Origin of the sequence: Paenalkalicoccus suaedae (assembly GCF_006965545.2) — a bacterium.
In the GTDB taxonomy this organism is placed as follows: domain Bacteria; phylum Bacillota; class Bacilli; order Bacillales; family Salisediminibacteriaceae; genus Paenalkalicoccus; species Paenalkalicoccus suaedae.
The window spans coordinates 922,047-945,672 of record NZ_CP041372.2 but is presented as its reverse complement, the minus strand read 5'-3'; the positions used below and the strand labels follow the sequence as shown (position 1 = coordinate 945,672).

21 protein-coding genes and 1 riboswitch are annotated in these 23,626 nt (G+C 46.7%); of the genes, 1 reads left to right on the top strand and 20 read right to left on the bottom strand.

Annotated elements, in window-relative coordinates:
* Nucleotides 1–2: 2 nt before the first annotated feature.
* The 15 genes from FLK61_RS05270 to FLK61_RS05200 all read right to left on the bottom strand — a co-directional run bounded on the left by FLK61_RS05270 (nt 3) and on the right by FLK61_RS05200 (nt 18,974).
* Nucleotides 3–2,147 (bottom strand): M20/M25/M40 family metallo-hydrolase, encoded by a 2,145-nt coding sequence (locus FLK61_RS05270; protein ID WP_176008463.1) that lies wholly within the window; start codon nt 2,145–2,147, stop codon nt 3–5.
* Nucleotides 2,147–3,778, bottom strand: a complete 1,632-nt coding sequence (locus FLK61_RS05265; protein ID WP_176008462.1) for a gamma-glutamyltransferase family protein — start codon at nt 3,776–3,778, stop codon at nt 2,147–2,149. Before FLK61_RS05265 ends, FLK61_RS05270 begins: the two co-directional genes overlap by 1 nt.
* A gap of 1,299 nt (nt 3,779–5,077) precedes the next feature.
* A complete protein-coding gene (purD, locus tag FLK61_RS05260) occupies nt 5,078–6,355 on the bottom strand; it encodes a phosphoribosylamine--glycine ligase (protein ID WP_176008461.1) in 1,278 nt (425 codons plus the stop codon).
* Nucleotides 6,356–6,379: 24 nt separating this feature from the next.
* The gene (gene purH, locus FLK61_RS05255) at nt 6,380–7,915 is read right to left on the bottom strand and encodes a bifunctional phosphoribosylaminoimidazolecarboxamide formyltransferase/IMP cyclohydrolase (RefSeq protein ID WP_176008460.1); all 1,536 of its coding nucleotides are present in this window, start codon (nt 7,913–7,915) and stop codon (nt 6,380–6,382) included.
* Nucleotides 7,916–7,920: 5 nt separating this feature from the next.
* Entirely contained in the window at nt 7,921–8,496 is a 576-nt protein-coding gene (purN, locus tag FLK61_RS05250; RefSeq protein ID WP_176008459.1) for a phosphoribosylglycinamide formyltransferase, read from the bottom strand.
* Nucleotides 8,493–9,518, bottom strand: coding sequence for a phosphoribosylformylglycinamidine cyclo-ligase (purM, locus tag FLK61_RS05245; protein ID WP_176008458.1), 1,026 nt, complete (start codon nt 9,516–9,518; stop codon nt 8,493–8,495). The genes purN and purM overlap by 4 nt, the downstream gene beginning before the upstream one ends.
* Before the next feature lie 2 nt (nt 9,519–9,520).
* The gene (gene purF, locus FLK61_RS05240; RefSeq protein WP_176008457.1) at nt 9,521–10,945 is read right to left on the bottom strand and encodes an amidophosphoribosyltransferase; all 1,425 of its coding nucleotides are present in this window, start codon (nt 10,943–10,945) and stop codon (nt 9,521–9,523) included.
* Nucleotides 10,921–13,146 carry a phosphoribosylformylglycinamidine synthase subunit PurL gene (purL, locus tag FLK61_RS05235; protein ID WP_176008456.1) on the bottom strand — a complete coding sequence of 742 codons (2,226 nt, stop codon included), beginning with the start codon at nt 13,144–13,146 and terminating at the stop codon, nt 10,921–10,923. The genes purF and purL overlap by 25 nt, the downstream gene beginning before the upstream one ends.
* Nucleotides 13,130–13,813, bottom strand: coding sequence for a phosphoribosylformylglycinamidine synthase subunit PurQ (gene purQ / locus FLK61_RS05230; RefSeq protein ID WP_176008455.1), 684 nt, complete (start codon nt 13,811–13,813; stop codon nt 13,130–13,132). Before purQ ends, purL begins: the two co-directional genes overlap by 17 nt.
* Nucleotides 13,810–14,064 (bottom strand): phosphoribosylformylglycinamidine synthase subunit PurS, encoded by a 255-nt coding sequence (gene purS, locus FLK61_RS05225; RefSeq protein WP_176008454.1) that lies wholly within the window; start codon nt 14,062–14,064, stop codon nt 13,810–13,812. The genes purQ and purS overlap by 4 nt, the downstream gene beginning before the upstream one ends.
* A gap of 27 nt (nt 14,065–14,091) precedes the next feature.
* The gene (purC, locus tag FLK61_RS05220) at nt 14,092–14,793 is read right to left on the bottom strand and encodes a phosphoribosylaminoimidazolesuccinocarboxamide synthase (protein ID WP_430708791.1); all 702 of its coding nucleotides are present in this window, start codon (nt 14,791–14,793) and stop codon (nt 14,092–14,094) included.
* Nucleotides 14,794–14,884: 91 nt separating this feature from the next.
* Nucleotides 14,885–16,183, bottom strand: a complete 1,299-nt coding sequence (purB, locus tag FLK61_RS05215) for an adenylosuccinate lyase (protein WP_176008452.1) — start codon at nt 16,181–16,183, stop codon at nt 14,885–14,887.
* The gene (gene purK, locus FLK61_RS05210) at nt 16,180–17,292 is read right to left on the bottom strand and encodes a 5-(carboxyamino)imidazole ribonucleotide synthase (RefSeq protein ID WP_176008451.1); all 1,113 of its coding nucleotides are present in this window, start codon (nt 17,290–17,292) and stop codon (nt 16,180–16,182) included. The genes purB and purK overlap by 4 nt, the downstream gene beginning before the upstream one ends.
* Nucleotides 17,289–17,774 (bottom strand): 5-(carboxyamino)imidazole ribonucleotide mutase, encoded by a 486-nt coding sequence (purE, locus tag FLK61_RS05205; protein ID WP_176008450.1) that lies wholly within the window; start codon nt 17,772–17,774, stop codon nt 17,289–17,291. The genes purK and purE overlap by 4 nt, the downstream gene beginning before the upstream one ends.
* Nucleotides 17,775–17,909: 135 nt before the next feature.
* Nucleotides 17,910–18,011: riboswitch (purine riboswitch) on the bottom strand.
* Nucleotides 18,012–18,755: 744 nt separating this feature from the next.
* Nucleotides 18,756–18,974 carry a DUF5316 family protein gene (locus tag FLK61_RS05200; RefSeq protein WP_176008449.1) on the bottom strand — a complete coding sequence of 73 codons (219 nt, stop codon included), beginning with the start codon at nt 18,972–18,974 and terminating at the stop codon, nt 18,756–18,758.
* Between the two features lie 188 nt (nt 18,975–19,162).
* On the opposite strand from FLK61_RS05200, the gene FLK61_RS05195 reads away from it, so the two are divergent.
* Nucleotides 19,163–20,017 carry an alpha/beta hydrolase family protein gene (locus tag FLK61_RS05195; protein WP_176008448.1) on the top strand — a complete coding sequence of 285 codons (855 nt, stop codon included), beginning with the start codon at nt 19,163–19,165 and terminating at the stop codon, nt 20,015–20,017.
* 325 nt (nt 20,018–20,342) lie between these two features.
* On the opposite strand, the gene FLK61_RS05190 is transcribed toward FLK61_RS05195, so the two are convergent.
* The 5 genes from FLK61_RS05190 to FLK61_RS05170 form a co-directional block, all read right to left on the bottom strand.
* The gene (locus FLK61_RS05190; protein ID WP_176008447.1) at nt 20,343–21,059 is read right to left on the bottom strand and encodes a hypothetical protein; all 717 of its coding nucleotides are present in this window, start codon (nt 21,057–21,059) and stop codon (nt 20,343–20,345) included.
* A 32-nt stretch (nt 21,060–21,091) separates the two neighbouring features.
* On the bottom strand, nt 21,092–21,679 hold the full coding sequence (locus tag FLK61_RS05185) for an NUDIX hydrolase (protein ID WP_176008446.1): 588 nt from the start codon (nt 21,677–21,679) through the stop codon (nt 21,092–21,094).
* Nucleotides 21,679–21,873 carry an NETI motif-containing protein gene (locus FLK61_RS05180; RefSeq protein ID WP_176011144.1) on the bottom strand — a complete coding sequence of 65 codons (195 nt, stop codon included), beginning with the start codon at nt 21,871–21,873 and terminating at the stop codon, nt 21,679–21,681. The genes FLK61_RS05185 and FLK61_RS05180 overlap by 1 nt, the downstream gene beginning before the upstream one ends.
* Nucleotides 21,874–21,957: 84 nt before the next feature.
* Nucleotides 21,958–22,464 carry an isoprenylcysteine carboxyl methyltransferase family protein gene (locus tag FLK61_RS05175; RefSeq protein WP_176008445.1) on the bottom strand — a complete coding sequence of 169 codons (507 nt, stop codon included), beginning with the start codon at nt 22,462–22,464 and terminating at the stop codon, nt 21,958–21,960.
* Nucleotides 22,461–23,513, bottom strand: a complete 1,053-nt coding sequence (locus FLK61_RS05170) for a type III polyketide synthase (RefSeq protein WP_176008444.1) — start codon at nt 23,511–23,513, stop codon at nt 22,461–22,463. The genes FLK61_RS05175 and FLK61_RS05170 overlap by 4 nt, the downstream gene beginning before the upstream one ends.
* Between the last annotated feature and the right edge of the window lie 113 nt (nt 23,514–23,626).

Genomic DNA, 23,626 nt, shown 5'->3' with positions numbered 1-23,626 from the left:
CGTTATTCTCCCTGCAAATAAAGCGCTAATAGCAATGATCGTTGCACGAGCTCAATACGGTGTAGCGCCTCGTTCGGCGTATATAAATCTCTACTTGCCGGCGAAAATCCACATACTACTGGTGTTTCACTTGGAATGACTCCCGCCGCAGTCGAAAGTAGACTAGACTCAATGCCGAATGGAAGTTGCTTTGCCTCTGTCCACTCCTTTAACCTTGCAATGATTGGATTTAGTTTCTTCCTCAAGAGTGGTGGTCGATCGACGACCTGTTCCATGTATGTTTTCATTCCTGATTTCGCCCCCGAGAAGAGCTTTTTAAGCTCCTGCTCGACCTCCGTCGCAGTCGTCTCATCTAAATATGTGACAGAGAGCGTTGCCGTCACTCGGTGCGGCATAAGCACGCTATATCGCTCTGACTTCATATCCTGAACCGATACAGCTACCTTCTTCTTCCGACTATTTAAGCTCTTTAGCTTCTCTGCATTCTCAATAAAATAGCTCAGCACATCACTACTCTTTGATTCCTTCCCAATGCGCAACGGATCTCCCTCAATAATGAGCTGGAATTCCTTTGTTCCTCGGCGTTGGTCGACAACCTTCCCCTCCGCAAATCCAGGCTGCATGACAAGCACCTGCTTCGCCCGACTCGCCGCTTTTACAAGCATTTGCGAACTGTAGCGCATCCCTCTTCCTTCATCTGCATAGAAAAATACGCCGACCTTCGTTTTACTAAGTAGCTTCTCTTCCTTCAACGCCTGCAAAGCCGCTAACACAGTCGCAATACCACCGCGACTTGAAGCAATTCCTTCTCCAAACACCCACTCCTGCTCGCGGCGGTATGGAATTGGGAAGCCGTTACGTCCGCCCGGTACATCAATAGGAACGACAAGTAGCGTTCCGTCCGTTAGTCCTGCCTTCGTCTCCCACGTCCACGCAGAACGACCATTCGTCAGCGCATCGACTTGATCAAGCTTTAGCTTCCCTAAACGCTCCTCAAACAGCTTGCGTACGCTACTAAGGCCAACAGCATCCTCTGTGCGACTCGACATGTTCGTCCACGTCTTTAAATCGGCTTCGATCTTAGAGCGACTTTGCGTGACTCGGCGGAAAAGCTTATCAGCGGTTGAAGACGATTTGTGGCTTTCTTCATCAAAAAAGTCTTTGCCAAAATATCTCTCGCACGTAACATCTATTAATCTATTAACGAGCTTCGTATAGTCTAAGCCAATTTTATCTGCAGCAAATACGAGCGATCCGTCGCTACCTAGGCTCGCCATGGAATTGACCTCTAAAATATACGGGTTCCCATCCTGGTCAATACGAAAATCAACGCGAGCCGAGTCATAGCAGTTTAGTGCCTTAAACGTTTGCACCGCTAAGTCCTGCACACGCTTCGTTTCCTCTTCTGATAAAGGTGCTGGACATACTTTCTCTACCGTACGACCACTCGTATTCTTTTTATCTTCATACGTAAAAATCTTTGGACCATTGTGGAAAACAAGCTCCACGGGTGGTAATGGCTCGACGGGATTATTCCCAAGTAGGGCAACGTTTACTTCCCGTCCTTCAATATATTCTTCGACAAGCGTCGGCGCATTGAATTGTTCATAAATCACACGAACACCCTCGCGAAGCTCTTCTTCGTTATTTACGATACGAAGTCCAAAGGAAACCGCTTCGTCCTTAGGTTTTACGATTAGAGGATACTTCAAATTCTCCACAAGCGGGCTATCTGGTTTATTAAGCACCGCAAATTTAGGCGTTGGTAGCCCTTGTTGCATGAGCAAAATCTTTGTAACAACTTTATCTAATGCCAGCGCATGCGTTTCAGGACCAGACCCAACATAAGGGACACCAAGCATTTCAAGCATACCTGGTACATGCATATAGCGGCCTCTACCTTGAATGCCGTAGCTTAAGTTAAAGACAAGACCCGGTCGCTCTCCTGAAAGTACGGATGGCATAAAGTCCTCTAAATTTTTGATGAGATTTTTATCTCCCTCAAATGTCTTCACTTCGTGACCACCAGCAGTCAAACCGTCCTTAATACGTTTAATTGTCTCAAGTCCGTACTTCTCTCTGTTTTGTGTACCGAATAAATTGATGACCGCCTGACTTTCACGGTTATATACCACAGCAATTTTCACTATATATCCACTCCCAATTCGTTTAATTCTGGTCCTCTGGCTGTACCATCCCGTCTTGGATCTGCGACTCCAAAAAAGCGTTCTCGTTTGTTCTTAGGGAGCTGAATTCCTTGGACACACCCTAAATAAAAGCTATAGTCTCCGCGCTTTGTTATTTTAAAACCAGCAAGTCTGAGTGCTTCATTTACTTCTTCACTAAATCGATTGTGCTCAATCATCAATGACCCTGTATGTGATGCGTGGAAACGTGGGGATGCGATAGCATCATCGAGCGGCTCCCCTTTATCGATTAGCCTTGTAATGACTTGGGCAAGCGTCGTGGAAATCCTTGCGCTACCTGGACTTCCTAATAAATAACGAGCCTTTCCGTTTTCAAAGAGTAATACTGGCGCCACACTACTCCACGGACGGCCGCCAGGTAGCAAATAGTACGGATGCGACGTGTCGGAATAGTTAAACGCACTCATATAGTTGTTGTAAAAAAATCCGAGATCCTTCGCCATTGTTTTGCTACCGAATACAAGCTCAATAGACTGGGTGATCCCAACCGCATTCCCGTCACTATCTGCAGCGGAGAGGTGCGTGGTTTCTCCAGAAGTAGGTGGTGGTAGGAAAGTGTCCTGCAAGGCGAGCTTGTAAATATCGTTGATGCGCTTGACGGTCTCCTTGGCGTAGCCTTTGTCGATGAGCATTTGGTTGACGAACTGCAAATAATGGTCGGGATGCATCGGCGTTCGTTCACGATAGTTGAGCGCAAATCGGAACGCGAGCGCGGAGATGATGGCTCCGATCGCTTCGTCTGTATCGAGATTATCTGGTGGGAAGCCCTCTAATATTGCAAGAATTTGTACGAGCACGCGTCCTGCTCCCGGTGGCGGATACGTGTAAAGCTCATAGCCTCGATACGTGCTGTGAAGGGTCTCGCGTTCGACTGGAATCGGGATTTGATTCATGTCGATCTCCGTGATCAACCCTCCGCGCTTTTGCATGTCTTCGACAATCGCTTTGCCGATATCTCCTGTATAAAAGTCGCGCCAGCCGTGCTTCGCCATGCGCTGGAATGTGCGAGCAAGCTCTGGCTGATAGACATACGTACCAATATCTACGGGCTCTTTCTCGTGGAAAAAATTTTTAGTGATCGATGGATCCTTGATCAAATGCTCTTTTTCTTTCACGAGCATGCGGTGAATAAGCGGTGTAATTTCGATTCCTTCACGGCACGCGCGAACGGATGGTTCTAATATGTCGTGTAACGGTAATTTTCCATAGGTTTCGTGCAAATAACCAAGTGCTGCAACGGTTGACGGTACCGTGGAGGATTCAAGTCCAAGCATGATTGGTCTCTCCGGATTCTCTGCAGGAGAGAGCTCGAAAGGGGCTCTCGAGGAGCCGTCTAATGCAAAGATGCGGTTCTCTTCTTTTAAATAAACGAGCGCCATCGACTGTCCACCAATACCTGATGCCTGTGGCTCTGATACTCCAAGGCAAAATGCCGATGCAACTGCTGCATCAATGGCATTGCCACCTTTCGCAAGCATTTCAACTCCTGCGTTTGTTGCCTGTCTCGAAGCGGTTGAGACCATTCCTCCACTCGCTTCCATCGTGGAGGATGCTGGAATTTGCTGTTTCATGTAAACCACTCCATTCGTAAGAAAATTAGCACAATTCAATGAAGGACTGTGATGTGGTTGTTGACGGCTGTTGATTCAACTTTTTTAGTTATGTAGTGCAGGTTTGAAGACTATTGTTATCGTGTGATGTCATTTCAAGTTGTATACTCCTACTTTAGAGCCTATTCCCTCTTTAAGATAGGTATAACCGCTAGGGTATGAGCGATTTTTTCGCGAAAAAAATGGGACGTGTGCTCGCCATGGCGTCACGATCCCGAGAGTGATTGCTTTCATTATATTCCAACAAGGATGCGGTTACAATTAGATTTTGTTTTGTGAAAATAATTTTGTTTTTTGGGGTTGGGTGGGGGATGGAGGTTGAATAATTGGAATGCGTGTGAACGGGGTGGTAGTGCGCGTCGCTCGACTTAGAATGCATTCCGGCATAGTGGAAATGCATGTCGCGGATGGGGAAATACACACGGTTAAATAAATGCACGTAGAGCAGGGTGAAATGCAGACTGCGCGACTTAGAATGCACACCTACAAGGTAGAAATGCACGCCGCGGACCACGAAATGCATACTGTCAAAATTAATGCACACGAAACCAGGTGAATTGCAGACTGCGCGACTCTGAATGCAGAAAGACAAGGTGAAAATGCGCGTCGCGGACCACGAAATGCACACGGTCAAAATTAATGCACATAGAGCAGGGTGAAATGCAGACTGCGCGGCTAAGAATGCACACCTACAAGGTAGAAATGCACGCCGCGGACCACGAAATGCATACTGTCAAAATTAATGCACACGAAACCAGGTGAATTGCAGACTGCGCGACTCTGAATGCAGAAAGACAAGGTGAAAATGCGCGTCGCGGACCACGAAATGCACACGGTCAAAATTAATGCACATAGAGCAGGGTGAAATGCAGACTGCGCGGCTAAGAATGCACACCTACAAGGTAGAAATGCACGCCGCGGACCACGAAATGCACACGGTCAAAATAAATGCAAACAGAGCAGGGGGAAATGCAGACACCACTACTCAGAATGCACACCTACAAGGTAGAAATGCACGCCGCGGACCTCGAAATGCACACGGTTAAATAAATGCACGTAGAGCAGGGTGAAATGCAGACTGCGCGACTTAGAATGCACACCTCCATGGTAAAAATGCGCGCCGCCGATCACAAAATGCACACCAACAGCATTAAGAAAAACTCAACAAAAAGCAAACACCAAAATTAACAACACACTACCTAAAAATCCTCAAAAAATAGGCTAGGAAAGATGCACGAACTCTGTCCTAGCCTTTGCTTACTACCTATCCCGAAACTCTAAAAGCTTGTGTCCAATATCTTTTCTGTAAAAGAGACCTGGCCACTCTCTTGTCATTAAGATCTCGTATGTGTCCTCGAGGGCTCCTTCGAAGCTTGTGCCGAGTGTGGACAATAACAAAACGCGTCCGCCCGCATTTGTCCAAGTGGCATCTTCTTTAAAACGAGTCCCTGCGTGGAACCACTGCTGACCGACTTTAGTCAAATTAGGAATCGTAAATTCTACACCTTTTTCATACGAGCCAGGATAGCCTTCTGAAGCTAATACAACGCCTACGCAAACTTCGTCGCGCCAAACGATTGGGATTTCGTGACCGTCCATGATGGCTTCCATAATATCAACGAGGTCCGTTACTAAACGAGGCAAGACTACCTGCGCTTCTGGATCGCCGAAGCGCGTGTTGAATTCGATAACCTTCGGGCCTTCGTTAGTCATCATGAGGCCTGCGTATAGAATACCAGTAAACGGCATCCCTTCCTTGACCATCGCAGTAGCCATTGGACGTAGCACGCGTTTCTCCGCTTCCTTCAGCAGTGCATCATTAAACTGAGGAACGGGAGAGTAAGCACCCATGCCGCCTGTGTTTGGACCTTGATCGCGGTCAAATGCACGTTTGTGATCCTGTGCTGTGACCATTGGGATAACGAGCTCGCCGTGGACGAATGCCATAAAGGAGAGTTCTTCCCCGATAAGACATTCTTCGATGACGACTGATTCCCCTGCGTCACCGAAGGCGCGGCTACTCATCATCATCTCAATGGCTTCGTGCGCTTCTGCCACAGTTTCCGCTACGACGACGCCTTTGCCAGCAGCAAGACCGTCCGCCTTTACGACAATCGGTGCGCCTTGCTCTGTCACGTACGCTTTTGCTGCCTCAAGATCTGTAAACGTGCCGTAGCGAGCAGTTGGAATATCATATTTTTGCATAATGTCCTTCGCGAACTGCTTACTTCCTTCAAGCTGTGCTGCTTGTTTAGATGGTCCAAAGACGCGTAGCCCAGCATGTTCACACATATCCGTAAAGCCAGCCACAAGAGGTGCTTCTGGGCCTACGATGACAAGGTCTGCTTGAAAGTCTTTTGCAGCTTGAAGAAGTTCGTCATGATCGTCCACGCTGATGTTTACGACCTCACACTTATCTAGCTGTGCAATCGCATCGCTCCCCGGCGCAGCAAGAATTCCTGTCACTCGGTCAGACTGTGCTACCTTCCACGCAATGGCGTGCTCGCGACCTCCGCCGCCCACAATAAATATGTTCACAAACATGCCCTCCTCGTTGGTCGATTAATGCTTAAAGTGTCTTACTCCTGTTAGAATCATCGCGATACCGTGTTCGTTCGCCATGTCGATGGAGTCCTGATCTTTCTTTGAACCACCCGGCTGTACGATCGCTGTAATACCTGCTTTAGCAGCTGCTTCTACCGTATCATTCATTGGGAAGAAGGCGTCAGAAGCAAGAACGGCTCCTTTCGCACGTTCGCCAGCTTGCTCTAATGCGATTTTAGCTGCGCCAACACGATTCATTTGGCCAGCACCGACACCGATCGTTTGATCCTCACGACCTAATACGATCGCGTTTGACTTCACGTGCTTAACGACCTTCCACGCCATTTTAAGTTGCGCAAGCTCGTCTTCCGTCGGTGCTCGATCCGTTGCGACGGTAATCTCTGCATCCTCAAAGCTTAGCGCATCCGTTTCTTGAATGAGCGCTCCGCCGGAAACCGTTGTCACTCGGTTCTCCACCTGATCAGCTGGAGCCATTACGTCAACTGTTAGTAGACGAAGATTTTTCTTTTCTTGTAAAATCGCACGCGCTTCGTCAGTGAACGACGGTGCGATAATAATTTCTAAGAAGATTTCCTTCATTTTTGTTGCTGTTGCCGCATCTACTTCGCGGTTACACGCAACAATTCCACCGAAGATAGACGTTGGATCTGCTTCGTATGCTTTCGTATAAGCTGCCTCAATCGACGTTCCAACTCCAACACCACATGGGTTCATGTGCTTAATCGCTGCAACAGCAGGCTCCGTAAAGTCGCGTACGACAGCGATTGCCGCATCTGCATCGTTGATATTGTTGTAAGAAAGCTCTTTACCGTGTAATTGTGTCGCACGCGCAATGGAAGCCGACGCTCCAAGTGGTTTCTCGTAGAACGAAGCCTTCTGATGCGGATTTTCTCCGTAGCGTAAGGTTTGCTTTAAATTGTATGTAACCGTTAATTTCTCCGGATTTTCTTCCCCAGTTTGCTTCGTTAAATATTCCGCGATCAGCGCATCGTATGCCGCTGTGTGGCGGAAGGCTTTTGCTGCAAGCTTGCGACGTGTTTCTAACGAAATGTCTCCTGCGCGCACTTCTTCTAAAATACCCTCATAGTCGGCTGAATCCACAATAATTGCCACGCCCTCGTGGTTTTTCGCTGACGAACGAATCATCGATGGTCCACCGATATCAATATTTTCGATCGCGTCCGTAAATGTCGCATCCGGATTCTCAATCGTTGCTTGGAATGGATAGAGATTCACGATCACAAATTCGATCGGCTGGATCTCTTGTTGCTCTAGCGCCGCCATGTGCTGCTCGTTATCTCGAACCGCTAAAAGTCCCCCGTGAATCGCTGGGTGCAACGTCTTTACTCGACCGTCCATCATTTCAGGAAAACCAGTCACTTCCTCAATTCCAATGACAGCTACTCCTGCTTCTTCTAATGCTTTCTTCGTTCCTCCAGTCGAAATAACCTCGACACCTTCTGCTACAAGTCCTTTAACAAAGTCTACGACTCCGGTTTTATCTGATACGCTCACAAGCGCTCGTTTTGTCATGATCGTCACACTCCCTGAAGATGTTGGAGCATTTGCTCCACTGTTTTTGGATATAGGCGATGCTCTACTTCGCGAATTTTTTTCTCCACGTCGTCTCGCGTGTCACCAGGCTCAATTGTAACAGATTCCTGCGCTAAAATAGGACCCGTATCCATTCCAGCATCAACAACATGAACCGTAACTCCTGTCACTTTCACACCAAAGTCTAACGCTTGTCCGATCGCATCGAGCCCCTTAAAGGACGGTAACAAAGACGGATGAATATTGACGATGCGACCTTCAAACGCGTCTAAAAGCGTTGGGCCTACTAAACGCATATACCCTGCTAACACTAAAAAAGAAATATCGTATTTTTTAAGCTCTCGTAACAGCTCCGCTTCATAGTCTGCCTTTGAAGAGAAGGTCTTAGGAGAGAGCGATACAACCGGTACACCGTGACCTTCTGCTCTAGATTCCACAAGTGCGCCTGGCTTATCACAAATAAGTAACGATATTTTACCAGACAGCAGACCTTTGTCTGCTGCCCGCTTCATTGCTTCAAAGTTTGATCCACTGCCAGATGCAAATATCGCAATATTCATCGAAGCTCCCCCTCGATCGTGAGACCAGGAGCGTCTGTCACGTGTCCAAGTTCTACTGGATTTTCGCCTGCAGCAGTGAGCGTTTGTAGTACATGATCCTTGTGCTCAGGTGAGACAGCTAAGACCATGCCAATGCCACAGTTGAACGTCTCGAGCATGTCATCCTGCGTAAGACCACCGGCCTCCATGAGCCAGCGGAAAACAGGTAATAGCTCCACCTGGCTAACATTCACAGATGCACCGCACGTCTCCGGTAGCATGCGCGGGATATTCTCTACAAAGCCGCCACCTGTAATATGAGCCATACCGTTTACATACGGAAACAAGCCCTTCACCGCCTTTACGTAAATACGAGTTGGCGTAAGTAACGCCTCGCCTAAGAGTTGCTCAGGCGCAAATGGAGCAGACTCCATCAAATCTAATTCACTATCTGCAACGATTTTGCGCACGAGCGAAAAGCCATTAGAGTGAATGCCATTAGATGGAATTCCTATCAGCACGTCACCAGAACGAGCCTGGTCGATTAGCTTTGACTTTTCAGCCGCACCGACGACAAAGCCTGCAATATCGTACTCTGTCTCGTCGTATAGCCCAGGCATCTCCGCAGTTTCGCCACCAACTAGCGCACAGCCAGCCTGACGACAGCCTTCTGCAACGCCCGCAACAAGCTGTTCTACCACCTCAGGATCATTTTTACCGAGCGCTAAATAATCAAGGAAAAATAGCGGTTCCGCTCCCTGTACGAGAATATCGTTAACGCACATAGCGACCGCATCAATCCCGACTGTGTCGTGCTTATTTAACGACTGCGCAAGCATAAGCTTCGTCCCTACACCGTCTGTTCCAGACACTAACACAGGCTCTTTTAATCCAAGCTGTGATAGGTCAAACATGCCACCGAACCCACCAAGTGCGCCAATGACTTCCTTACGCATCGTGGATTCGACGTGGCGTTGCATCCGCTTCACGCCTTCGTAGCCAGCTTCAATATTTACTCCTGCAGATTCATAGGCTTTCGACATGACTATTTGCCTCCCATAACTTTATCGTACGGATGATCCGCTTCTGGGAATACTTCCGTTGGGTATTCTCCTGTAAAGCACGCTAAACACTGTCCGCAGTTTGGTGAGGAATCATTGCGACCAATTCCTTTTTTGAGTCCATCTACGCTTAAATAGGACAGAGAATCTGCGCCCATATCATCACGAATCTCATCGATTGATTTCGTCGATGCGATTAATTCTCCTTTAGTGGACGTATCGATTCCGTAAAAACACGGATTGACAATCGGAGGCGAACTGATTCGCACGTGTACTTCTAGCGCACCTGCCTCGCGAAGTAGTTGCACAATACGTCGTCCCGTTGTTCCGCGTACGATGGAGTCATCAACCATCACGACGCGCTTTCCTTCTACAACACCACGCACAGCGGATAGCTTCATCTTCACACCCTGCTCACGTAGTGCTTGAGATGGCTGTATGAACGTTCGACCAACGTACCGATTTTTGATTAAACCGAGCTCATAAGGAATACCTGATGCCTCTGCATACCCAATTGCCGCGGAGATACTTGAATCTGGCACACCAGTGACCACGTCTGCCTCGACCCATGCCTCATCTGCAAGCTGCTTACCTAAACGCTTCCGAGCTTGGTGCACGTTTACCTCATCTACGTTACTATCCGGACGCGCAAAGTACACATATTCCATCGAGCAAAGCGAACGATTTGTCGATAGCGAAAAACGGTCTACGTGAACGCCATCATCATCAATGGTAATAAGTTCACCAGGCTGGACTTCACGTAGGAATGTCGCACCAACAACGTCAAACGCACACGTCTCTGAAGACACCACGTACCCATCGCCAATACGACCAATGGATAGCGGACGAAGTCCATTTGGATCTAAGGCAACGATCATTTTATTTTCGACTAAAATAGCAAGGGCATAAGCGCCCTTTACCATCGTAAGGGCATTCCGTACAGACTCCTTCAGCGTCGGATAGCCACTACGCTTAATTAAATGCGCGATAACCTCCGTGTCAGATGTCGTCTGAAAAATACTACCCTGATGCTCCATCTGACGCTTAAGCGCCGTCGCATTCACTAAATTCCCGTTGTGTGCAAGCGCGAGACTACCCGTCTGCGAGTTAAAGAGGAGCGGCTGACAGTTAATAAAATCACTATCGCCAGCCGTCGTGTAGCGCACGTGCCCAATCGCACCTGTACCACCTAAACGATCCAAAATCTCCTCGTTAAATACATCATTCACAAGACCCATACCCTTATGGACCTTCAACTTCTCCCGGTCAGACACAACAATCCCTGCGCCCTCCTGACCGCGATGTTGCAAGCTATGCAAGCCGTAGTACGTAATCCGAGCAGCATCTTCATGCCCCCAAACGCCAAACACACCACATTCTTCGTTTAATCCTTTGATTTCAGTGCGCATCCAATAGCCCCTCTCCAAAGCGACTCCAACCGAGATACCTGCTGATTCACAAGCTCTTTTCCTTCTTGGCTAACCACAAGCACACCGCTATCAGTAGTACTGCCTAAACGGACTGCCTTTGGTACCAATTGTTGAAACGCTTCTTGGTCCTCTTCTGTAACAGTAACAATATAAGATGATGCCTTTTCACCGAATAGCATAGCTTCTGTATCTCCCGCAGGTAACGTAACAGTTGCACCAAAGTCTGTTCCAAACAGCTTTTCCGCAATAGCAACAGCTGTACCACCCTCTGATACATCATGAGCTGACTGAATAAGACCCTTGCGAATAGCGGTTAAAATCAGTTGCTGATTTTCTTTCTCGACGTTCAAGTCAATTTCTGGCGCTTGTCCAAAAATATCTCCTTCAAGAAGCTTTTGTAGCTCACTGCCACCAAACGTTCCTTCAAGTGCACCAACGTGATAAATGACGTCATTCGATGATTTTGCTTGTTGTGTCGTAATATGAGCCTGGTCATGAATCAGTCCAACCATCCCAATAACTGGCGTTGGGTAAACGGCGCCTTTTGCCGTTTCATTATAAAGTGACACGTTCCCTCCGATAACTGGTGTAGCAAGCTCTCGACATGCTTCACTTAGTCCATCTGTTGAACGCTCTAGTTGCCAAAAAATTTCTGGCTTATCAGGACTTCCGTAGTTTAGGCAGTCGGTTACGCCAAGTGGCTCTGCTCCTGATGCAACAAGGTTACGCGCCGCTTCTGCTACTGCAAGCTTTCCGCCTGTGTATGGATCGAGGTACAGGTAGCGAGAGTTACAGTCTGTTGTCATCGCAAGTGCTTTATTCGTATCGCGAATACGAAGTACAGCAGCGTCAGATCCTGGTGCGACAACCGTATTTGTGCGTACCATGTAGTCATACTGCTCATAGACCCACTCTTTACTCGCAATCGTCGGTTGTTGTAAAAGCGCCTTTAGCGTTTCGTTCGCGTCCTTCACTTCCGGCTTGTACGTTGTTTGTTGGAATTCCTTAAAGTACGCAGGCTCTGACGAAGGCTTATGGTAAACTGGCGCTTCCTCTGCTAATGCGTCGACCGGAATGGAAGCAGCAATTTCACCCTCGTGTTCAAGCGTCAGCATTTTATCGTCGGTTACTTCTCCAATAACGGTTGCATGAAGTCCGTAGTGCTCGAACGTTTCAATAAATTCCGCTTCGCTACCCTTTTCCACAACTAAAAGCATGCGCTCCTGTGACTCCGATAGCATCATTTCGTAAGGCGTCATATTTTTTTCACGCTGAGGCACGTCATCAAGGCGTAGCTTAATGCCAGACCCCGCCTTGCTCGCCATCTCGGCAGAAGAAGACGTTAGGCCTGCTGCTCCCATATCCTGAATCCCAACAAGCTTCGGATGCTTAATCGCCTCGAGACACGCTTCAACTAGTAGCTTCTCCATAAATGGGTCTCCAACCTGAACAGCTGGTCGCTTTGATTCGGATTCTTCGGACAGCTCCTCAGAAGCAAACGTTGCTCCGTGAATGCCATCACGTCCTGTGCTCGCCCCAACGTATAGCACGGGGTTCCCGACACCTTTTGCTAGACCTTTTTGAATATCTTTATGGTCGATAAGACCAACGCACATCGCGTTTACGAGCGGATTTCCCTCGTAGCATGGGTCGAACTGAATCTCGCCGCCAACCGTTGGAATTCCAATACAGTTCCCGTAGCCTGCGATGCCAGATACGACTCCTTCAAACAAATATTTCACGCGTGGATTTTTTAGCTCGCCAAATCGAAGCGAGTTTAGAAGCGCAATTGGTCTTGCGCCCATGGAAAACACGTCACGAATGATGCCTCCAACCCCAGTTGCCGCGCCTTCATATGGCTCGACTGCCGATGGGTGGTTATGACTTTCAATCTTAAACACAACTGCCTGTCCATCATCAATATCGATGATGCCGGCTCCCTCACCTGGGCCCTGTAAAACGCGCTCTCCGCTAACAGGAAACTTCTTTAAAAGCACCTTTGAGTTTTTGTAGCTACAGTGCTCCGACCACATAACAGAGTAAATACCAAGCTCCGTGTAGTTAGGCAAACGACCGAGTGTCTTTTCTATTAACGCAAATTCCTCGTCCGTTACGCCCATTTCCTTGTAGCCTTGCTGCTCTTTAATCATCTGTGGTGATGGTTCACGAAGTAATGGCATGTGAGTCCCTCCAGTGTGTCACTAGTGATTGAAATAGTGTTAAGCCGTCCTCTGATCCAAGAAGCGCTTCAACAGCTCGCTCCGGATGCGGCATCATTCCTAGCACATTCCCATGTTTGTTTGTAATTCCTGCAATGTTAGCGACCGATCCATTAATGTTATCCTCATACGTAAACACGATCTGATTATTCGCTTGAAGCTCTTGTAACGTCTCTTCGTCACAGTAGTAGTTGCCCTCACCGTGCGCAACAGGGACCGAAATACGTTCGTTGGCCTTATAACCCTGTGTAAACATCGTCTCATTGTTGGCGACGTTTAATTTGACTGGCTTACAAATGAAATGAAGATTTTCGTTACGACGCATGGCTCCTGGTAGTAGCCCAGACTCTAGCAAAATTTGAAATCCGTTACACACACCAAGCACTGGCTTACCAGCCTCCGCCGCTTCCTTGACTGCCTCCATGATCGGGGAGAAATGAGCAATAGCACCTGCGCGCAAGTAGTCTCCGTACGAGAAGCCTCCAGGAAGTAGCACCGCATCAAAGCCTTCTAAACTCGTTGTATCATGCCACACAAATTCGGTTTCCTCTCCGAGAGCATCCTTCGCTGCGTGGTACATATCAATATCGCAGTTAGAGCCCGGGAATACGATCACTGCAAATTTCATGTGCGAACAGCCTCCTCAATTTCAAACGTATAGTCCTCAATAACCGGATTAGCAAGTAGCTTTTCACACATCGCCGTTACCTTTTCCTCTACGTTCTCTGTTGCTTCTACTTTGAGCGTAATCATCTTGCTAATTCGAACGTCCTCTACCCCATCAAATCCGAGCTTATTAAGTGACGATGTAACAGCAGCCCCCTGCGGATCTAATACGCCTTCCTTCCACGTTACATAAACCTTCACATCATATACCATTTGTCTCGTCCTCCTCATGAGTTGATCTTAGCTATGCGCTTCTATAAGTCTCGATAAAATCGTTTCGTAACCTTCCTGCAAATCTCCCTGCTGGAAGCGGAATAAATCTTTATCAAACGAATCACCTGTATCTTTATCCCAAAGTCTGCACGTATCTGGAGAAATCTCGTCTGCTAGTAAAATCTCGCCGTTCGTTTTCCCAAACTCTAGCTTAAAGTCCACAATATCAACGTTAATCGTTGCAAACAGCTTTTGAAGCTCTTCGTTCACCCGTAATGCCATTTGCTGCATTTGCGCTAGCTCTTCAGGCGTTGCAAGAGCAAGCTCTTTGATGTGTGCCTCTGCTAAAAGGGGATCTCCAAGCGCATCATCCTTGTAGTACCATTCAACGAGTGGCGTCTTAAGCTTATGCCCGCGCTCAAATCCAAGTCGCTTCACAAGACTTCCAGCCGCAACATTACGTACAACAACCTCAAGCGGAATGATAGTCACCTCTTTGACTAGTTGCTCCGTCTCCGAGAGCCTACGTACAAAATGACTCTCCACACCCGCCTCTTTTAGGATAGAAAAGATGAGTGAACTGATCTCATTGTTGAGACGACCCTTGCCCAAAAGCGTATCCTTTTTCTCACCGTTAAATGCAGTTGCCTCATCCTTATAGGAAATCCTCAGGACACCCGGCTCTTCTGTTTGATAGATTTGTTTTGCTTTTCCCTCATACAACAGCATATGTGCGACCTCCATGTAGTCGGAATAGTAGGACTTATTTTAAATCAAGGTGGAAGAAAGCATGGGGCGAATTCGCCCCGCTTTATCCCATTTATTTTTGTAGTCCAAGACGTTCAAAAATCGTATCGACGTGCTTTAAGTGATAACGATAGTCGAAGCAATCCTCAATTTCTGCTTCAGACAGCTTGTCTGTAATCGTCTCATCTGCTTCCACAAGGCTTCGGAACTGAACGCCCTCTTCCCATGCTTGCATCGCCTTCGGTTGCACGAGGTCATACGCTTCCTCACGCGCCATACCCTTATCAATAAGTGATAGCAACACACGCTGAGAGTAAATAAGTCCGTATGTGCGCGTCATGTTACGCTTCATATTCTCTGGGAAGACGGTTAAATTCTTCACGATATTACCGAAACGATTTAGCATGTAGTTTAATAGAATGGTGGCATCTGGTAACATAATTCGCTCTGCAGAAGAGTGAGAAATATCACGCTCGTGCCATAGCGCTACGTTTTCGTAAGCTGTTACGACATGCCCACGTAAAATACGTGCAAGCCCCGTCATATTTTCAGAACCGATTGGGTTACGCTTATGTGGCATTGCTGAGGATCCTTTTTGACCCTTTGCAAAGAACTCCTCTACTTCACGCGTCTCGGATTTCTGTAAGCCACGAATTTCCACAGCCATCTTTTCAATCGAAGAAGCAATCAACGAAATCGTTGCAATATAGTGAGCGTGACGATCACGCTGTAAGGTTTGAGTCGAGATAGGAGAAGCCTCAAGTCCTAGCCCCTCACAGACGTGCTTTTCGACAAATGGATCGATATTCGCATACGTGCCAACCGCGCCAGAAAGCTTACCAACGCGAACAGTCTCACTCGCCGCCTTAAAACGCTCAATGTTACGCTTCATCTCTTCGTACCAGAGCGCAAGCTTTAACCCAAATGTAGTCGGCTCCGCGTGTACCCCATGTGTACGACCCATCATGACCGTATCCTTATGCTCGATCGCTTTATTCTTTAAAATCTCTAAAAAGCGCTCCAAGTCTGCGAGTAAGATTTCATTCGCCTGCTTGAGTAAGTACGAAAGCGCCGTATCGACCACGTCTGTTGACGTTAATCCGTAGTGCACCCACTTTCGCTCCGGTCCAAGCGTCTCCGATACCGCTCTCGTAAATGCCACCACATCATGGCGCGTCTCTGCTTCAATTTCTAAAATACGATTTACATCAAATGAGGCGTTCTCTCGAATCTTCGCAACGTCTTCCTTTGGAATATCACCAAGCTCTGCCCATGCCTCACATGCTAAGATTTCTACTTCTAGCCAAGCTTGAAAGCGATTATGTTCTTCCCAAATTTGTCCCATCTCCGGACGTGTATACCGTTCAATCATGATTTTGCCTCCTCTAATACGTTCAACTGCTCTAATGTCGCCTCAACGTCTGACGTCAACACGTTTACGTGCCCCATCTTCCGTCCAGGTCTTGCTTCTTTCTTTCCATATATATGTACGTGGGCTGCACTCCCTAACTCTTTGCGCATCTCCACCGCACGCTCTACTTCGTCACCAATCAAATTCACCATCACTGTAGGAGTAAGTAACGTCGTTTCCCCCAGCGGCCAGTCACAAATCGCACGAATATGCTGCTCAAACTGCGACGTCGCACACGCATTCATCGTGTAATGCCCAGAGTTATGCGGTCTTGGCGCGATCTCATTAATGACAATCTCTCCGTCTCGCACAAACATCTCAACCGCTAGTGTCCCAACTAGTGAGACCGACTCCGCAAGCGTCAACGCTGCCTTTCGAGCCCTCTCCTGCACCTCATCCGAGACTCTAGCCGGCACAATCGACTGATGCAAAATGCCATTCCGATGAATATTCTCAGCAACCGGGAACGTCGCCGTCTCCCCCGACACACTGCGCGTCACAATCACCGACACCTCACAGTCAAACGGAATCCACTGCTCCGCCACAAACGGCCCATTATCCTCTAGCTCTCTGACAGAAACCTCGTCACCCTTATTGATAACAAGTTGACCTTTCCCATCATAGCCACCGCGCGTTGTCTTCACCACTAGAGGAAGCCCCAGCGCCGACACCGCATCCGCTAAGTCGGTATCAGACTCTACCTTTTTGTAAGGCGCAACCGGTAACCCGTAAGACTCAATCGCCTCTTTCTCACGCAGCCTGTCTTGACTGATTAAGAGAAGCTTACTCCCCTGCGGGAAATGAAGCGAGCTTGCTAGATGATCGGCTGTCTCAGCACTTATGTTTTCAAATTCGTACGTAAGCACATCACAGCTCAAATCCTCGGCACCTTGCTTATCATCGTAGGCTGCGACCACTTCGTGATCTGCTACTTGCCCACACGGTGAATCCTTTTGAGGCTCAAGGACAGAAATACGATAGCCCATATTGCGAGCAGATAACGCCATCATTCTTCCAAGCTGGCCTCCGCCTAAAATTCCGATCGTGCTCCCTGGCTTTATAAACGTCACGCTAAGTCCCCCTCAGCTAGGATTTCTTCACGTTTTTTATCACGGCGCGCCTGAAGCTTTGAACGGATTTCCGCGTCATGTACCGCAAGCTGTTGCGCTGCTAAAAGCCCAGCGTTCGCAGCTCCAGCTCTCCCAATTGCAACGGTCGCCACTGGAACTCCAGCTGGCATTTGTACAATAGATAGTAAGGAATCAAGTCCATTCAATGCTTTAGATTGAACAGGCACTCCGATAACGGGTAGTAGTGTCTTGGCTGCAACCATTCCTGGAAGGTGCGCAGCACCACCTGCACCTGCAATAATCACTTCAATTCCTCGATCCGCCGCTTTTTCGGCGTAATCAAACATCAAGTCTGGCGTTCGATGCGCGGATACAACCTTTGCTTCGAACGGGATGTGGAGTTCTTCTAATACGTCTGTTGCATGCTTCATTGTCTCCCAATCGGAGGTGGAACCCATTATCACGCCAACCTTCTTCGTCATCAAATCGCTCCTTTTTTGGCCATAAAAAAAGTGTCTTATGCCCTGTTTAGGAGGACAATAAGACACACGACGTCAGATTATTGCACACGGTTAAACGTGCAGCATCCTGCGAAGCACATCGAATCTGTCGACGTGCGTGCATCGTATTCTCCTCATAGTCCATCGCTTTTCGGGCATTGGGTAGAAACTGTTGGGCCATATTCCCAACTTTATATGAGGTCATTTCATCTTTGTTTATCATAGCAGGATTTTGTCGAACTGGTCAACCTATTTTCGAACAATAATACATGTCTGACGTTTCATTGTTCGGTTTTTGGTTGTTTCCTTGCGTTCTTTGAGCTGCAATTGATCAAGTGCTAACTAGTTTTTAAGAACAAGCCCTTCGGGCTAAATTGATTAAGTGCTAATTTGTTTAAAACTGCTCTCCTAGCTGTCAGCCCTACGAACACTCTACGACATCCATAGGGCCGGTCTTTGAGCTGCCTCGTCGGCAGGGCGCGGCTGTCGCCTTACCCTAAGCGCCTCCTGTGGGATCTCAAAAACCTCTTTCCCCTATGGATTGTCTCCGAATGTCCTCCGGGTCTGCCAGCTCTGCGTTTGATTTAAAAAGAGCATTAGAAAAGAACCTTCCTCTTTGTGGAAAAGCTCTTCTTTATTTGAAAAGATGGTTGTATATTAGTGGCTCTTTAGCAATGGAGGTTTTTATGTACCGTACGCAAGATGTATGTACCGTATAAAAAATAAATGTACCGTATTCAGAATGAATGTACGTTGAGGCTTAGTTTCTTTAATAAATGTACGCTATGCGAGATTTATGTACCGTATAAAAAGTTTATGTACTATATACGAGATGAATGTACCGTGAGCAAGAGGTGCTCTTGAATAATGGCAATGACCATTCACCTAATAATGTAATTTTAAAAAGCGTTCGTGAAAAAAAGGTCGTTACCTTCAATTCTTCGTAGCGAAGGTCTGTCTTGTTTAAAGGATGTATAGCAATCCTGCTATTCCGAAGAAAATTAATCCAACTAGTCCTAAGATCATTGCGGCTTTCGTTCTGAAATGACGATGGTCAGCCGTTTCGGAGTGAAAGTCGGGTCTACGTTGCACATGTGGTCTCGGTTCGTTTGGGAAAGCTCCAATAAATATGGCTGAAATAATAATACAAATTAATCCGATGATAAGTAACGTATGTACCATTTGCGTTCCTCCTCTATTAATAAATACATCTACGTTATTGCGCACTAATACGATTCAAAAAAATACATTCATCAACAATTAGCAAAATCAACTAACTGCGTGACTTTTAGCAAACGAACATAGTAGCACTAAATCGTTTGAAACTTTTTACATAAATGATCGTACGTGTAAAAGAGAGGAGTGACATAATGTTAAAGAAATCTAGTTTATTAGGAATAGTGTTAATTGCTTCAGCATGTTCCTCCGAGGAAAAAGAAGTATTAGTCGAAAAAGAGTTACTAGAAAACTTATCAACCAATAATGATGTAAATACCTGGAGAATAGTTTACGAAAGTGACGACTATCTAATAGAGGGATTTGTGGCTAGTCCTAGCAATACAGAAGAAAAATATCCTACTTTAATTATTAATCGTGGTGGCAATCGGGATTATGGTGAGATAGAAGAAGAATGGCTACATTATCAATCCCTTTGGGCTGAAAGAGGTTATACAGTTATTTCTAGTCAATATCGTGAAGGTGGTAACAGCGAAGGTATAGATGAATATGGCGGCGATGATGTGAATGACGTCCTTCAACTTCAACATGTAGCAAGGGAATTGGAATTTGCTGATGAAGAGAATACGTATATGTTGGGTATTTCTCGTGGGGGGCTGATGACTTATCGTGCAATCCAAGAAGGCATGCCTATTAATGCAGCGGCTACGACAGGTGGGGTTTCAGATTTGCTTGGATCATATGAAGCGCGAGGTCTTGCTATGAGACAAGAGTTAGTTGAACTGGTCGGACATCCATCAGAAGTTCCTGAAGAATATGAGAGACGTTCCGCTATTAATTGGTCCGAAGATATTACTTCGCCACTTCTTCTCATTCATGGTGAGATAGATGAACGTGTTCCTTTTGAGCAATCCTTACAGCTTTATCAAGCCATGAATGAAAACGGACAGGTAGTTAAGTTAATTAGCTACGAAGACGGGGATCATGGACTTGATAATTATTTCTCAGAATATCATAGGGCAATTGAAGAATGGTTTGAAACGTATTAGTAGGTAGCTTTCTTTAAAATGTTTGATTTTTTGTCTAGTGCATGGCTCCTACATATAAATTAACCTTAAAGTTAAACCATTGACCACTTCGCTATGCTTGTAGTGAAAGTTCTTTCACCTATTTTTGATAATTCACCGTGACCTCCGGTTCTCCGGAGCGAAGGCTGGCGTCTCCTAGAGGAGTACTTTCGCGCAGCGAAAATCCTTTCGAACGGCCATTGGTTTGGCCGTTCGAAATAGTTGAGCTAGCTCCTCAGGAAAGCGCCAGCCGGGAGCGCAGGAGGACCGGTGGTCCTGGTGCTGCCTTTGAACTTAGAAAACAAAACTAAAGAAAGCCATTCCCTAAAAAATAGAGAATGGCTTTCTTTGTATAAAACGGATGGGTTTGGCCCCAGCCTCGTTCGCTGTGAATACCTAACAACAGCATGGAATTGATTTCTTCGCCTTCACTGGTTGTTAGCTTAAACTCGCCTACGGGGACTCCATAAAGGGCGACAACTTCGCCTTCTTCGAGTGCGCCTGGCTGCTTGTATTGGAGTTGTGTATAGTGGTTACCTTCAAGATCAATGATCGATATAAATGCATAAGACATGCCGTCACGTAGCATGGATTCGTAGCGATCGACCATGCCTGCCGTCGTGACAATTTCTCGGTTAAACGGCTCAATGCTATCAGAGAGCTCACGGTAGTTTGCTGTCGTTGCATTTTCAATAACATTGTCGACCTCTGATTCGGGTGAAAATAAGAGGACATTGTCTGAGACGAAATCAAACGTGCGCGCTGGTAGCTGTATCTGTCCATTCGTGATACTAGGTACGTCTTGCGCAAATCGCTCTGCGTAATTGTTCGTTGCGACAGGGTTGTCATCATAGGTGTTCTCTTGGTCGTCTAATACTAAAAGGAAGATAATTAAGGACAAAACCGAAGAGATGAGAAGTGCTATCGATAGTCGTTTGGACTTCTTATTCACTAGCTGCCATGAAAACAACGTTACTCCAGCAACTAATAGTCCGAAGCTAACGATAAATAAAAACACCTGCAATACAACCCCTCCTTTCTAAAAAAATTCTCCATCTATGTATACCTTTTTTTAATATATTCGTAAACCTCTTTTAAATAGACGTCAGAATGCGGCACAAGTTGCGATTTTTGCACAAAAATTTGTGTGGAATCATCTGTAAATGCCTGTGCGTTCTCACCGTTAATAAGCTTCTTCATTTCCTTAAGAGGCATAGAGACAATGCTATCTACTTCTTCTACTTGTATATCGAACGCAATCGGCCACGTGTGAAGCTCATATGTAAAAACGTGAGCAAACTCATAGTCCCTAAAAGAGTCTGTTATGATCACGTCCTGAATGACCCCAACCTTATCCAAATCTGTAAAGGATACATCAATCCCTAGCTCTTCGTGTAACTCTCTAATGCCGTCAGTGACCGTTTCATTCGAGAGGAGATGGCCTGCGGCAGTGATGTCGTAAAGACTAGCAAAATCCTTCTTACTCTCACTGCGCTTTTGGAAAAGGACGTGGACCTCTCCCCCTTGTTTATACACAAGCCAGCACTGAAAGGTTTCATGCCAGAGTCCTAAACTGTGAATCTCGTCGCGTGAATAAGGGCGGATAGGTTGTCTATTTTCGTCTACTGCCATGATATATTCCATTATGACAGCTCCTGACCAACAAAAACGATACGCTGGTGGCTAACCTCGACGTCCATTTTGCCATTACGTTTTACTTCTTTTAAGACAGGCTCTTCCATCCTTCTTACTGGCATGTAGCCTTCCTGTTTCATTCGTTCTAAGCATTGATCAATTGTTTCGTTCTCATTTACGTAAAATTTCTTTTTAGCCAACAGAAAAGCTCCTTTTTCTTTCCATCATAACAGATTTATGCGCATTCGTTGTACGTCTTAAGAACTAGAACACCTACATGTTAAGCCCTATTCTCTCGACCAACGTAATGCTTGTTCTTCTAATGGAATACGAATATAGGTGAGGAAGAGTAATTTAAACAGCAAAAATACAACTCCTGTAAAGTATGCTTGAAATAATAGAACAAGTACAAACATTTCAGCCATTACTACTACATAGTTCGGATGCTTTAGCCAATATTTGTACGGTCCCCGTTTAATTAGTGGTGCTCCTGGTATAACTAACACTTTCGTATTCCAATGATCACCTAATGAATAAAGGATCCAAACTCGTATAAATTGAAGCAAAAAGAAAGCGACGAGCAGCACGGCACTGTAGGCATGAAGCTCGCCCGCGCCTGTCAGCCACTCTGCCGCTAACGATAGGAAAAAACCTGCGTGAAGTGCAATCATTAATGGATAGTGCCGTTTACCAAATTCAACGGCTCCTTTTGCTTTTAAAGACCGTTCATTTCGCTTTGCTAAGACAAGCTCTAAGAGCCTTTGTATGACAATAAAAACTAGTAGGATAATCATCTTACCGTCTCCCTCCACTCTAATGCAAGTATTTCCGCACAAAATCCTGGTCCCATTGCAACCATAAGGCCACTTCCTTTTGATTCAAGTAATTCTTTTAGTACAAATAGTACGGTTGGGGACGACATGTTTCCGTGGCGCTTTAGGACCTCTCTAGCTGGCTTTGTTTGCTCGGGTGTTACCTGCAGCGCTTCTTCAAAGGCGTCTAACACCTTTCTCCCTCCAGGATGAGCGACTAAATGATCAAACGAATACCCAAACGCGTGCAAAACGCCTGGCATAAAGCTTTGGACAATGCCAGGTATGTCCTTGGAGAAGATCACTCGCAGCCCGTCTTCCTCTACTCCCCATCCCATCACGTCCTCTGATTCTGGAAGGAGGAAGGATGCGGTTTTTAAAATAGTAGGGGTTGAAGTTGGGAGCTCCCATTTGGACCAGTCGGCCAAATCTCCCCCAAGGACGGCGCACGCGGCTCCATCGCCGAAGAGGCAGGTGCCGATGAGATTACTTTTAGTGAGGTCTTGAGGGGTGTAGGTGGTGCTACAGCATTCGACTGTGACGAGGAGCACTTTGGCATGTGGATGAGCTTTGCAATAATCATAGGCTCGGCTCATACCAATGGCTCCTCCAGCGCATCCGAGGCCCCAAAGTGGCATACGCTGGATCTGGAAGTGAAGCGGTAGCTCGTTGATCAAGCGTACGTCTAGAGATGGGGTTTGAATACCGGTGCTTGTTACGCAAATAATTGCGTCGATTTCACCCATGAGTGCTGTAGGGACTGTCGCTTCTATGGCGTTCTTTGCGAGGGTGAACGCAGCGTCATGGTAGATGGCATTTTTCGTTGCAAAGCTTCGATTCTGCTGGATATTTTCAAGCGGTTCAACAAACTGTCTTGTCTCCATGCCATTGTCGTCAAAGACACGGAGGAGACGTTCTGCCTTTTTGGTTCCGACCGCTTCTTCAAAGATCGGCGCGATTGCCTGCTTCACCTGCTCCTGTGTGTAGGAGTATGGGGCTTCTGCTATTCCAACATTTGCTATCATGACCATGCTACGCCCTCCTTTTTGTTTAGTATGGAAAAGATGGATAGAGATCATGCACGCTGAATTCGCGCATAAAAAAAGACGCTCAAGGCGATGAAGCCTTGAGTCGTCTGGGGTTA